11 protein-coding genes are annotated in these 12,682 nt (G+C 39.8%); 8 read left to right on the forward strand and 3 right to left on the reverse strand.

Features of this window, described 5'->3' with window-relative positions; translation table 11 throughout:
• Positions 1–28 precede the first annotated feature (28 nt).
• Together ACIPUA_RS16950 and ACIPUA_RS16955 are read right to left on the reverse strand one after the other, a co-directional pair.
• Positions 29–403, reverse strand: coding sequence for a hypothetical protein (locus tag ACIPUA_RS16950; RefSeq protein ID WP_042848700.1), 375 nt, complete (start codon positions 401–403; stop codon positions 29–31).
• A gap of 316 nt (positions 404–719) precedes the next feature.
• Positions 720–1,616: a glycerophosphodiester phosphodiesterase family protein gene (locus ACIPUA_RS16955; RefSeq protein WP_048608232.1), complete on the reverse strand. Its 897-nt coding sequence runs from the start codon at positions 1,614–1,616 to the stop codon at positions 720–722.
• 290 nt (positions 1,617–1,906) lie between these two features.
• Here ACIPUA_RS16955 and dinB point away from each other — a divergent pair, with 290 nt between their 5' ends.
• Positions 1,907–2,962, forward strand: coding sequence for a DNA polymerase IV (gene dinB / locus ACIPUA_RS16960; RefSeq protein ID WP_042848698.1), 1,056 nt, complete (start codon positions 1,907–1,909; stop codon positions 2,960–2,962).
• 50 nt (positions 2,963–3,012) lie between these two features.
• On the opposite strand, the gene pepD is transcribed toward dinB, so the two are convergent.
• Positions 3,013–4,473: a beta-Ala-His dipeptidase gene (pepD, locus tag ACIPUA_RS16965; RefSeq protein ID WP_042848697.1), complete on the reverse strand. Its 1,461-nt coding sequence runs from the start codon at positions 4,471–4,473 to the stop codon at positions 3,013–3,015.
• Positions 4,474–4,912: 439 nt separating this feature from the next.
• Between pepD and gpt the strand changes: the two genes are divergently transcribed.
• From gpt to aas, 7 genes are all read left to right on the forward strand, one after another.
• Positions 4,913–5,377 (forward strand): xanthine phosphoribosyltransferase, encoded by a 465-nt coding sequence (gene gpt / locus ACIPUA_RS16970; protein ID WP_042848748.1) that lies wholly within the window; start codon positions 4,913–4,915, stop codon positions 5,375–5,377.
• A 193-nt stretch (positions 5,378–5,570) separates the two neighbouring features.
• Complete coding sequence (gene frsA, locus ACIPUA_RS16975; protein ID WP_449059890.1) at positions 5,571–6,821, forward strand: esterase FrsA; 1,251 nt, start codon at positions 5,571–5,573, stop codon at positions 6,819–6,821.
• A gap of 71 nt (positions 6,822–6,892) precedes the next feature.
• Positions 6,893–7,294 carry a sigma factor-binding protein Crl gene (gene crl / locus ACIPUA_RS16980; RefSeq protein ID WP_042848695.1) on the forward strand — a complete coding sequence of 134 codons (402 nt, stop codon included), beginning with the start codon at positions 6,893–6,895 and terminating at the stop codon, positions 7,292–7,294.
• Between the two features lie 117 nt (positions 7,295–7,411).
• Complete coding sequence (gene proB / locus ACIPUA_RS16985) at positions 7,412–8,515, forward strand: glutamate 5-kinase (RefSeq protein ID WP_042848747.1); 1,104 nt, start codon at positions 7,412–7,414, stop codon at positions 8,513–8,515.
• Positions 8,516–8,517: 2 nt separating this feature from the next.
• Positions 8,518–9,771: a glutamate-5-semialdehyde dehydrogenase gene (gene proA, locus ACIPUA_RS16990; protein WP_042848694.1), complete on the forward strand. Its 1,254-nt coding sequence runs from the start codon at positions 8,518–8,520 to the stop codon at positions 9,769–9,771.
• A gap of 128 nt (positions 9,772–9,899) precedes the next feature.
• Positions 9,900–10,397 carry a shikimate kinase AroL gene (gene aroL, locus ACIPUA_RS16995; RefSeq protein WP_042848746.1) on the forward strand — a complete coding sequence of 166 codons (498 nt, stop codon included), beginning with the start codon at positions 9,900–9,902 and terminating at the stop codon, positions 10,395–10,397.
• Positions 10,398–10,534: 137 nt separating this feature from the next.
• Positions 10,535–12,682: a bifunctional acyl-ACP--phospholipid O-acyltransferase/long-chain-fatty-acid--ACP ligase gene (gene aas, locus ACIPUA_RS17000; RefSeq protein WP_449059891.1), complete on the forward strand. Its 2,148-nt coding sequence runs from the start codon at positions 10,535–10,537 to the stop codon at positions 12,680–12,682.

The following is a 12,682-nucleotide window of genomic DNA, read 5'->3' on the forward strand; positions in this document are numbered from 1 at the left end:
ATTTAAACAGCATTATTCTTCTATTTTATTATATAGATTTTAGTTGACTCATTTTCTTATGGCATGAATTTTTTGGGGTATATATGACACCCATTTCTTTACGGTATCCATCAAATTTAATGATAATTTTGCAATTCTCGGCTTTGTTTGCATTACATTTTAGGGGACTTCCACTACTCCATTTTTGGCCGCTAGAAGTGGTAACTGTTCCTATCCATGAACTTTTCCCCGTGGATGAGTATTCGATATCAAATACATCATTATGCGTTTGTTGAGCCCTTATATTATAGGTAATAAAAGCCTTATCTACATCATCTTCACTGCTTTGATAAATAATTTCGACTTTTTTAAAGTCTTCATCCCATTTATTTTCAATAGAGATTGTTCCTTTTGATTTGGACATTTTATCCTCTTGATATTTATAATGAAAGGTCATTTTGTAAGAATAGGGCTAGTTAGTTTTTAAAGGTAATTATTGAAATTAAATTAGTAGTTTAAATAAAAAATAGTATTATTATAAACTGGTATTTTTAATTTTTTCTAAAAATAGAAGTCAAGAAAATATTGCACTTTTTAATATTGGTTTTATTTAAAGTAGATGTAAATAATGATTAACATTAAAGTGTTATAAAAATAAAATAGGAGGTAGTTTAGGTAAGGAAATTAAGCTAATTTATTTGATTAAACATAATTCAAAATAAAATAGCTTAATTATTAGATTATTTTTTGAAGTTTTTTGGGGAATCAACCATTACGGCATCAACACCAATTTCTTTTGCGAGTTGATAGTCTTTTTCGTTATTGACACCAAATACAATAATATACGCTTTACCATTTTTTCTAAAACAATCGATAGCGTTTTTATCCCATGATAAGGTTGCAGGTGAACGAGCTTCACCTAAAGTATACTTTTCAACAACTTCAACTTTACGATGAAGCTCGAAACCATACCAGCGAGTATTATCTTTATCATTTTCTATAGGGCATTGGCGACTCATAACACTATTCGCTAGCATTGTTCTTGTTTCATCACGGCTTTCAAATAATTGGAATTGAGGTGAAAGAGACTTTAATGCCGTTAGAAAGGCATCATTAGTTGAATAAAAACGGACTTGTTTAAATGCCTTAGTCTTATTTAATAATGTAAGGATAGCTTGTGCTTGCTGAGCAGGGTCGGCATCAGGGGATTTTAAGTCAATATAGAAAGTGGTATTAGGGTATTTCTGTAGAACAGCTTCTAATGTATTAATTGTTGTTTTTTGCAAAGGGAATTGTTGGTTATGTTTTTTACTAAACTTATAGGCAGCATTGATATGACTTAATTGCTCTGCGGTATAAGCAGATACTGGCCCTTTTTTTTCTGTTAACGAGTCTAAATCACTTGGGCGATACAAAACTAATTGATTATCTTTACTTAATTGTACTGTTAGCCAAATAGCATCGGCTTTATTTTCTTTTGCTAAATCAATTGCATAAATAGTATTTTCCGGTGCATCAGCAGTACCGGCTCTGTGTGCAACAATTTGTGGTGATAATGCTAAAGCAGTTTGACTTGCAAGAAGTAGAATAACTGACGCCATAGTTTTAACATATTTTGATGTTGATAGAATTGCCATAGGTATCATCCATAAAAGAATTTTTTATAAAATATAATGAGTGAAAAGGACGCATCTGTTTTATTACATTTTCACGGTAAAGTAAGTATTTACGATTGTTTTTAAGACAAACTTTAAATAACAAATGCTGTTATATAGTGTGGCAGACTATTATTTCAATAATATTAATTATTTTTATTATCATTAGGTTATCTGCTATTTTAGAATTGATGTCAGCGAATAGGCCCAGATTGCACGGCTAATAATAATACTGTATATTTAATCAGTTGATTGATTGTGTGGGCTAACTTGTGCGTAAAATTATACATATTGATATGGATTGCTTTTATGCAGCCATCGAAATGCGTGATGACCCAAGCTTGCGTAGTATCCCTATTGCGGTAGGAGGAAGTGCCGATCGCCGTGGTGTGATCAGCACCGCAAACTATGAAGCTCGTCGTTATGGCGTACATAGTGCCATGTCTACCGCTATTGCTCTAAGGCTTTGCCCTCAACTTAAAGTCGTTTCAGGGAGAATGGCGTTATATAAAGAAACGTCCATTCATATACGTAAGATTTTTGCGCGATATACAGATTTAATCGAGCCGCTTTCCCTCGATGAAGCTTATCTTGATGTGACTGACTGCTCACAATTACATGGTTCAGCTACGTTAATCGCAGAGGCAATTCGTCAGCAAATTTTTGATGAATTACAATTGACAGCCTCAGCGGGGATTGCCCCTATCAAGTTCCTTGCTAAAATCGCCTCTGATATGAATAAACCAAATGGGCAATTTGTGATCACCCCGCAAAATATTGATCAATTCATTCTGACTTTACCACTAAGAAAAATTCCGGGAGTGGGAAAAGTCACCGCACAAAAGCTAGCAGATATGGGGCTAACGACTTGTGCTGATGTGCAAAACTATGACGTTGTTACACTGATTAAAAGCATGGGGAAGTTTGGGCAGGTACTATGGGAGCGTTGTCACGGTATCGATGAACGGCCTGTAAACCCAGATAGACTAAGGAAATCCGTTGGTGTTGAGCGGACTCTTGCTGAAGATATTCATGAATGGAATGATTGCCTTTTATTATTAGATAAACTTTATGATGAACTGCAATTGCGTTTAGCTAAAGTGAAGCCTGATTTACGCATTGCGCGCCAAGGCGTAAAGTTTAAATTTGATGATTTTCAACAAACAACACAAGAGCATGTTTACCCAATGCTTAATAAGCAAGATTTAGTCCAGTTGGCAAAACAAGTTTGGGTTAATCGACGTGAACAGCGAGGGGTACGATTAGTTGGGTTGCATGTTATGTTACAAAGCCCTCAATTGGAAAGGCAATTGTTATTAGAACTATAAATAAAACATCTACCATAATGAATGGCAGATGTTTCAGTTATGATCAGGTTTTAACCTTTAACCGGGATTGCTTTTAAAACAGCGGTCAACAGTTTCCAATATTCACCAACACTTGCAATATGCACTCTTTCATCAGGAGAGTGAGCACCACGAATGGTTGGCCCAATTGAAACCATATCCATATCTGGGTAAGGCTTTTTGAATAAGCCACACTCAAGGCCTGCGTGGATCACCATCACATTTGGGATTTTACCAAATAGCTTGTTATAAGTTTCACTCACTAAGTGCATTACGGCTGAATCGGCATCTGGTTGCCAACCTGGGTAGCTCCCCTCAGCGCGGTACTGTGCTTGTGCTAATTTACTAATAGAAGTGAGCATGTTAACAACATAGTTTTTGCCACTATCAATCAGTGAGCGAACAAGGAAGATAACCTCCGCTTGGTCTTCTGTCATGCGAACAACGCCCTCATTAAGCGATGTTTCTACGACACCTACAGCCACATCACTCATGCGAATTACGCCATTAGGTGCAGCATTTAAGAAGAACGTAAAACGTTTTTGGCAATCATCAGACAGTGCTTTCAAGTCACTTTGTGTTTCATCTAAGAGTAGAACAAGGTTAGGTTCTATAACGGCTAACTCATTCTTTAAAATACCTTCGTAGCGTTCTCTTAATGCTGTCAGTTCAGCAACTTTTTCTGTCGGAACAGAGATAATTGCATGCGCTTCACGTGGGATAGCATTACGTACGGTGCCGCCTCTAAATTCTAACAATTTCAGGCTTAAGTCTTCTGCATGTCCAGCAAGGAAGCGTGCGAGTAATTTATTCGCATTACCTAAGCCTAAGTGAACATCACCACCGGAGTGACCACCTTTTAACCCTTTTAGGGTTAAAGTAAACGTCTGATAACCTTGTGGTAAAGGTTCACGCAGTAGATCAAATGTTGTTGTGAAATCAACCCCTCCAGCACAACCCATATAGATCTCACCTTCCTCTTCAGAGTCGGTGTTAATCAGAATATCCGCCTGTAGCCAACCTGCTTTTAGACCAAACGCACCTTCCATGCCAGCTTCTTCAGTCATGGTGAGTAAAACTTCCATAGGCCCATGCTCGACACTGTCATCAGCCAGAACCGCCAATGCAGAAGCTAAACCAATACCGTTATCTGCGCCTAAAGTTGTACCTTCAGCGGTCACCCATTCACCATTAACATATGGGCGGATTGGGTCTGTTTTAAAGTCATGCACGGTGTCATTATTTTTTTGTGGCACCATGTCTAGGTGTGCTTGCAAGACTACTGCTTTGCGGTTTTCGTAACCCGTTGTTGCAGGTTTACGGATCAAAATATTACCAACTTCGTCGCGTTCTACATGAAAACCTTTTTGTTTTGACCAGTCGATAATATGCGCAGCTAAAGCTTCTTCATGATATGAAGGGTGCGGAATAGAGCAGATGGTAGCGAAGATGTCCCATAGCGGTTGGGGGGATAATGTAGCTAGCTCAGACACGTTTCTCTCCTTTTATTTTCCCTTTATATTTCAATCTGTAGCATTGTTGGCTTCACTCGTAAACTCCAAGCATATACTTATGTATCCTCAAAGGATTTACTCATTTGCCGCCTAGCTACAAATTGAACTATTTAGGAATAATATCCTGAATAACCCATGTAGGAACTGATTGGCAACCAACGTTAATTTCAGCTTCAATTTTTAAAAGGAATATTGCTGTAATTATGACCTAACAGCCTGAAGTTTCGAATTAAAGGCTGCATCTTTTATAATCTCAGGATAACACTTTCTTTTGAAGAATGGATAGTGTAAATGATAATAATTAATGGCGAATGATGCTTTTTACTGGTTTTTAACGCGCCAAATCACTATAATCTCGCGCAACCTTTTTTCCGCAAGACACATTTCAGATTTACTCAGCAGTCGGGACCCGAATTTTATGAGCGAAAAATATGTCGTAACGTGGGATATGTTGCAAATACATGCCCGTAAACTCGCACAACGTTTATTACCAGTAGAACAATGGACCGGTATTATCGCGGTTAGCCGTGGTGGTCTTGTTCCAGGCGCGCTTCTTGCACGTGAACTGGGCATTCGTAACGTTGATACCGTATGTATATCTAGCTATGACCATGATAATCAACGCGAATTAAAAATTATAAAGCGCGCTGAAGGTGATGGCGAAGGCTATATCGTCATTGACGATTTGGTCGATACCGGTGGTACAGCGCAAGCTATTCGTGATATGTATCCAAAAGCACACTTTGTTACTATCTTCGCTAAGCCAGCTGGTCGTCCATTAGTTGATGACTATGTGGTTGATATCCCGCAAGACACATGGATAGAGCAGCCTTGGGATATGGGCGTTGCTTTTATAAAGCCATTGTGTGAACAAGACAAATAAATCGAAGTTAAACTTATTTTCTGGTAATAGATTGTCATTAACAGCCTTTGGGGTTTTTCCTCATAGGCATAACACATAAATACCTAAAATTTTTGAGTCAAACGCGATATAATCTCGGGGGGAGTGCATTTTTGCATTCCCCTTATTTTTGGTTTTTTGGCACAATTCAGCTCAGGTAGACAAGGAAATAGGGATGACTCAGCAAAACCTTTCAGAAAAACTTTTCAAACCTAGAGTCAGACAAGTTGAAACGTCGACACTTGTATCCTACTCGTCAGAAACGACTCCTCTGATAAAAGCTCATAGCGTTCTAAGTGGTTCTCATCATGTTGGCTGGTATCGTATGATCAACCGGCTAATTTGGATTTGGCGTGGTATTGATGCACTAGAAATTGAAGAGGTACTTAGCCGAATAGCAGTTTCCGATGCGCCACGCAGTAATGAAACCCAGTTGGATACCGTCATTGGTAATAGGTGTGGGAATTGGTGCTTCGAATGGTCACAGCAGGCTATGCGCTGGCAACAGAAAGCTTTGGAATTCGAGCAAGGGCCGGACGCGGGTAATGCATGGTTGCGAGCCGCAAATTTATACAGTATTGCAGCATACCCTTTTATTAAAGGGGATGAACTAGCAGACCAAGCTATTTTATTAGCGTGTAAAGCCTATGATAATGCTGCCAAATTTTCAGAATATCGGTTAAAGAAAGTTGCATTCAAAGTGGATGATGGGAAAGAAGTTTGTGGCTTTTTACATATCCCATCCCACGGTCAGGGGCCTTATCCTACCGTCATGATTTGCGGCATGTTAGACAGCTTACAAATCGATTTTTGTCGCTATTTTCGCGATTATCTCGAACCACTAGGTATTGCGATGCTAACGCTTGATATGCCTTCTATTGGTTATTCGATAAAACATAAATTGACACAAGAAACAACAACACTGCATGAGCAAATTGTTCGCCAGCTTGAGGATATTGCATGGATTGACCATACCCGCTTCGGTATCGTCGGGATGCGCTTTGGTGCCAATATAGCCTTAAGATTAGCTTATATGTGCCCAGAAAAAATTAAAGCAGTCGCTGTCATAGGTCCAATTGTGCATAGTTTATTGCACGAAGAGAAATATCAACAAGATATTCCTCGGGTAGTTTTGGATGTGTTCGCGAGTCGTTTGGGAATTTATCAGGTTGATGGTGCCGCTTTACGTCATGAATTGAGTTGTTATTCACTTAAAAATCAGGGCCTTTTAGGAAAAAGAAGCAAAGTTCCGATGTTATCGGTAAGCTTAAAAGATGATATCTATAGTCCGAAAGCAGAATCGGATCTAATTCGGCGTTCATCAATGGATGCAGATACAATAATACTACCAAGTCAGCCTGTTTTTGCTAATTTTGAAAAGGCACTAAGTGAAACTACTAATTGGCTGAAAGCAAAAATACTTTAATTATATTTAATATCTTGCTTATTTTTTCCCATTTGTTAAAAAGGGGTCTACCCAAGAAGGAGATCCTTAACATGGCTTTACCGACTGATTATTCAAATGGAAAGTATTTAAAGAAATTTGCTGCAATGGGGCCTTATTTACGCGAAAAACAATGTATCAATGGCTGTTATATATTCGATAGCCTTGTTGTTTGTATTAATGCGAGTATTGCGCCTGAGAAACGTGAATTTTGGGGGTGGTGGTTAAAATTAGTTGCAACTGAAAAAGGCTTTGAGTTCACTTATCATTTTGGTATTTATAATAGCCATGGTAGTTGGCAAGTCAAAGCATTCAAAGATGCGGCTACCACTGAAGCCGTTGAAAAAAATTTAGTATCATTTCATCAAGCACTTACTAAGCAATTACTTGAGCTTGAGTTAAGCCTCTTCCCTTCGCCACTAATGGCAGAATTAAAACTGGAATTAAGCGCATAAATTTGTTTTAAACCAACTTTTGTTGAATTTTGCGTTATGCCTGTTGGCATAACGCGCTTCTCCTGATAAAAATGGTATCTACTTTTTTGTTTTCTTAATCCTAATGGCAGAAAAATGATGAAAAATAGCCAGACGCTGGTTGTTAAGCTAGGAACCAGTGTGCTAACAGGGGGCTCGCGCCGTTTGAATCAAGCTCATATTGTTGAGTTAGTCAGGCAGTGTGCGCAGCAATATGAAAAAGGGCACCGTATTATCATTGTGACATCAGGGGCAATTGCCGCGGGTCGCGAACACTTAAATTACCCCGAATTGCCGGCTACTATAGCATCTAAACAGTTGCTTGCGGCAGTCGGCCAAAGTCGTCTTATTCAGTTGTGGGAAAGGTTGTTCTCCATTTACGGGATCCACATAGGGCAAATGCTGTTAACACGTGCAGATTTAGAAGACCGTGAGCGTTTTCTAAATGCTCGAGATACCTTACAAGCATTACTGAATAATGGCATTATTCCCGTTATTAATGAGAACGATGCCGTTGCGACAGCAGAAATAAAAGTCGGTGATAACGATAATTTATCCGCATTAGCCGCTATTCTTGGTGATGCTGATAAACTGTTGCTACTGACTGATATAGAAGGTCTATATGATGCAGACCCCCGTAGCAACCCAAATGCGAAATTAATTCCTGAAGTCTATGGTGTCAACGACGAGCTTCGTCAAATGGCAGGGGGAAGTGTCAGCGGTTTAGGTACAGGGGGCATGGCAACTAAGCTACAAGCGGCTGATGTTGCTGGCCGCGCAGGGATAGATGTTATTATCGCAGCAGGTAATAAACCTGATGTCATTAGCGCTGTGATTGAAAATATTCCAGTGGGGACTCGTTTTTATGGGCAGAAAAACCCCATGGAAAATCGTAAACGTTGGATTTTCGGGGCGCCAGCTGCGGGTGATGTGTATATTGATGATGGTGCACAATTAGCAATTATAGAAAAAGGTAGCTCATTGTTACCAAAAGGAATTAAAAAGATTGAAGGTGATTTTTCCCGAGGCGCCGTGATCCGCATTCTAAATATGGCGGGGAAAGACCTTGCACACGGTGTTAGTCACTATAATAGTGATGCACTAAGGATGATAGCAGGTCATCATTCACAAGAAATTGGCAGAATACTTGGCTATGAACACGGCTCAGTCGCTGTTCATCGTGACGATATGATAGTGAGTTAATTATGTTAGAAACAATGGGTAAGGCTGCACGAGCAGCGTCATGGCAATTAGCTCAGCTAAGCACCAAACAAAAAAACTCGGCACTATTGCAAATTGCTGAATTACTAGAAAAAGAAAGCGCGGTGATATTATCTGCTAACCAGCAGGATATGGAACAGGCAAAAGCCAGTGGTATGGCAGAAGCCTTACAAGACCGTCTATTGCTGACTCCAGAACGCTTGAAAAGCATTGCTGATGATGTCAGAAAGGTTTGTCAGCTTGCTGACCCTGTTGGGCAAATCATTGATGGTAGCCAGCTTGATAGCGGTTTAAACTTACAGCGCCGACGCGTACCTCTAGGTGTTGTCGGGGTGATTTACGAAGCGCGTCCAAACGTCACTGTCGATGTGGCTTCGTTATGTTTAAAAACCGGTAATGCAGTCATTCTACGTGGTGGTAAAGAAACCCATAATACGAACCTTGCTGTGGTGAGTGTTATCCAAAAAGCACTCAAAAATAGTGGGTTGCCAGAAGAATCTGTACAAGCTATCAATAACCCTGATCGTGAATTAGTTTCTCAATTATTAAAATTAGATCGTTATATTGATATGCTGATCCCTCGTGGTGGTGCGGGGTTACATAAATTATGTCGTGAGCAATCAACGATCCCTGTGATCACCGGCGGTATAGGTGTTTGCCACACCTTTGTCGATGAGTCAGTTGATTTTAATAAAGCGATTAACGTAATCATCAATGCAAAAGTACAGCGCCCAAGTGCTTGTAACTCACTGGAAACTTTGCTAGTTCATAAAGATATTGCGGGTAATTTCTTACCATTTTTAAGTGAGAAAATGGCTGAACAGCAAGTCACACTGCACGCTAGTGAAAAAGCAATGCCATTATTGGAACAAGGCCCAGCAACAGTTGTTGATGTAAAACCTGAAAATTTGGTTGATGAATGGTTATCCTTAGACCTCAACGTAGAGATTGTTGATGACATTGACGCCGCTATTAACCATATTCGCCAATATGGTACTGCGCATTCTGATGCTATTTTGACCGAGTCTATCCGCCAAGCAGATTATTTTGTACAGTGTGTCGATTCGGCGGCTGTTTATGTGAATGCGAGTACTCGCTTCACAGATGGTGGACAATTTGGTTTAGGGGCAGAGGTTGCGGTTAGCACTCAGAAATTACATTCTCGAGGCCCTATGGGGCTAGATGCCTTAACAACCTATAAATGGGTTGGTTATGGCGATTTTTTAAATCGCCCATAAAGACTAAAATAGATTAATAGGCCACACTTGTGTGGCTTTATTTTTTATTATTTGCCGCATTAGGCAACTTTCATAAGCAGATACATAACCAGTTTTGCTTAGTATTCATGATGATGGGGTGGAAATTAATGTTTTACATTATCGGTCCAAGAGGTTCGGGTAAAACGACAATTGGTAAAAAATTGGCTGAATCTAAAGGCTACCAGTTTGTTGATACAGATAAATTGATACTCGAAAGAGCGGGTAAAACGATAGCAGAAATTGTTGAACAGTACGGATGGGAATATTTTCGTCAATTAGAAACGGAAACGTTAAAATCAATTCTTCAAGATAAAACGATTGTTTCAACAGGGGGCGGGCTGGTTCTTGCTGAGGAAAACCAGAAGATCATGCGTGATAACGGGACAGTGATTTATTTAAATGCTAAGCCTGACGTTTTAGCTAAACGCCTAGCCGCAGAGCCACAAGCTGACCAGCGGCCAAGCTTAACAGGCAAATCATTAGTTGAAGAAATTGAAGAAGTTATGCAGCAAAGAGAACCTATCTACCGTGCGACGGCACACCATGTTATTGATGCCACACAATCCATTGATGATATTATCGCGCAACTTAATGATTTGACTTAAACTAATTAGGTATCAGTAAAGTACGTTTTCGGAATATACCGCTTAGTAGAAAGAGCAGAGCTAAGTAAGATAGGTATGATAACGGAAATACTTCACTTATTTGCATATAAAACATAATCATAATATAGGGATTCATTATGTTGGCAAACATCATCAAGGCAATACTTAAATTTTTATTTCGCGTCCAAGTTACCGGTGATGCAAAAGAATTTAATCAAGATAAATGCTTGATTACACCCAATCATGTTTCTTTCCTTGATGGTGTTTTGATTGCACTTTTTTTACCTGTAAAACCTGTATTTGCTGTGTATTCATCATTTGCGACACCAAAAATGGTGAAGCGTCTTAAACCTTATGCGGATATTGTTCCTCTTGACCCTGCTAACCCTTTAGGGATACGTCACCTTGTTAAAGAGGTGGAAAAAGGGCGCCCAATCGTCATTTTTCCAGAAGGGCGTATTACTGTGCATGGTTCTTTAATGAAAATCTATGAAGGGGCTGCATTTGTTGCTGCAAAGTCGGAGGCAAAAGTTGTTCCTATTCGTATTGAAGGTGCGGAGCGCAGTCACTTTGGTCGGTTAAAAGGCATTATTCCATTAAAATGGTTCCCAAAAATCACATTACATATTTTGCCTGCACAAAGCATTCCTATGCCTCAAGCCCCTCGAGCTGTTGAGCGCCGAGCCTTAGCTGGAGAGCATTTGTACCAAATTATGAAATCTGCGCGTATGGCTTGTTTGCCCCAAGTCACATTGGTCGAAGAGTTTATTCAAAGTGTTCATAAGTTTGGTCGATATACGCCCTGTATTGAAGATATCGCTTTTAAAGAAGACTCCTACCAAAGCTTATTGAAAAAAGCTCTGGGAGTCGGGCGTATTATAGAACGTTATACCCATGAAAATGAGCGTGTAGGCTTATTATTGCCAAATACAACAGTTACGGCTGCGGCTATTTTTGGGGTCCTAATGAGGGGACGAGTCCCTGCGATGCTGAATTATACTGCGGGAAGCCATGGGATCAGTAATGCATTAAAAGCATCTGCAGCCACTGTCGTATTTACCTCTCGCCAATTTTTAGAAAAAGGTCATTTAACGCATATTCCCGAGCAAGTTACTGAAGCTAACTGGATTTACCTTGAAGATTTAAAAGATACAGTGACATGGCAAGATAAACTTTGGATTGTTAAGCATTTATTTAATCCACGTAAAGCCGTTATCCCGCGCAAAACGACAGATGAAGCGATCGTGCTATTCACTTCAGGGTCAGAGGGAACACCGAAAGGGGTGGTTCATAGCCACGGGAGCTTAATGGCGAATGTTGAGCAAATTAAGACCATTGCTGACTTCACTCCTCGTGACCGTTTTATGTCATCATTACCATTATTCCATGCATTTGGTCTAACTGTTGGTTTGTTCATTCCTCTATTTTCAGGAAGCCGAGTGTTTCTTTATCCAAGCCCTTTGCACTATCGAGTCATTCCGGAATTGGTCTATGACAAAAATTGTACAGTGCTTTTTGGGACTTCGACATTTTTAGGTAATTATGCGCGTTTTGCGCATCAGTATGATTTTGCACGTTTGCGCTATGTCGTTGCTGGCGCTGAAAAGCTCTCTGATAAAACTAAAAAAATCTGGTTTGATAAATTTGGTATTCGTATCCTTGAAGGGTATGGGGTGACTGAATGTGCTCCTATCGTTTCAATTAACGTACCAATGGCCGCTAAAGAAGGTTCAGTAGGTCAAATTTTACCCGAAATGGAGGCGAGGATTATCCCTATCCCAGGTATTGAACAGGGGGGGAAATTACAGCTAAAAGGGCCAAATATCATGAAGGGGTATTTACGTGTTGAAGCCCCTGGTGTCTTAGAAACGCCTAAAGCGGAAAATGAGCAAGGTGAATTAGAAGATGGCTGGTATGACACGGGTGATATCGTTACTTTAGACAATCAAAACTTCTGTACTATTAAAGGTCGTGTTAAGCGTTTTGCAAAACTTGCAGGGGAAATGGTTTCTCTTGAAAGTATTGAACAAATGGTCGCGGGTATTTCACCAAATGAGAATCATGGCGTTGTCACTAAGCCTGATAGTAGTAAGGGTGAGGCGCTTGTTTTATTCACGACAGATAAAGAATTAGACCGCAGCGCATTGTCTGCGGCAGCGAAAAGCAAAGGCTTAACTGAATTAGCTGTCCCGCGTGATATTCGTTTAGTAAAAGAACTGCCAGTTTTGGGAAGTGGTAAAACGGACTTTGTTACACTAAAACAGATGGCGTTAAAGGATGAATAA

It is taken from the genome of Providencia sp. AGC89 (assembly GCF_053543535.1).

What these genes read in the sequence shown, in the direction of transcription:
- ACIPUA_RS16950 (WP_042848700.1), bottom strand. Translation starts at nt 403, where the DNA reads ATGTCCAAATCAAAAGGAACAATCTCTATTGAAAATAAATGGGATGAA.
- ACIPUA_RS16955 (WP_048608232.1), bottom strand. Translation starts at nt 1,616, where the DNA reads ATGGCAATTCTATCAACATCAAAATATGTTAAAACTATGGCGTCAGTT.
- gpt (WP_042848748.1), top strand. Translation starts at nt 4,913, where the DNA reads ATGAGCGAAAAATATGTCGTAACGTGGGATATGTTGCAAATACATGCC.
- frsA (WP_449059890.1), top strand. Translation starts at nt 5,571, where the DNA reads ATGACTCAGCAAAACCTTTCAGAAAAACTTTTCAAACCTAGAGTCAGA.
- crl (WP_042848695.1), top strand. Translation starts at nt 6,893, where the DNA reads ATGGCTTTACCGACTGATTATTCAAATGGAAAGTATTTAAAGAAATTT.
- proB (WP_042848747.1), top strand. Translation starts at nt 7,412, where the DNA reads ATGAAAAATAGCCAGACGCTGGTTGTTAAGCTAGGAACCAGTGTGCTA.
- proA (WP_042848694.1), top strand. Translation starts at nt 8,518, where the DNA reads ATGTTAGAAACAATGGGTAAGGCTGCACGAGCAGCGTCATGGCAATTA.
- aroL (WP_042848746.1), top strand. Translation starts at nt 9,900, where the DNA reads ATGTTTTACATTATCGGTCCAAGAGGTTCGGGTAAAACGACAATTGGT.
- aas (WP_449059891.1), top strand. Translation starts at nt 10,535, where the DNA reads ATGTTGGCAAACATCATCAAGGCAATACTTAAATTTTTATTTCGCGTC.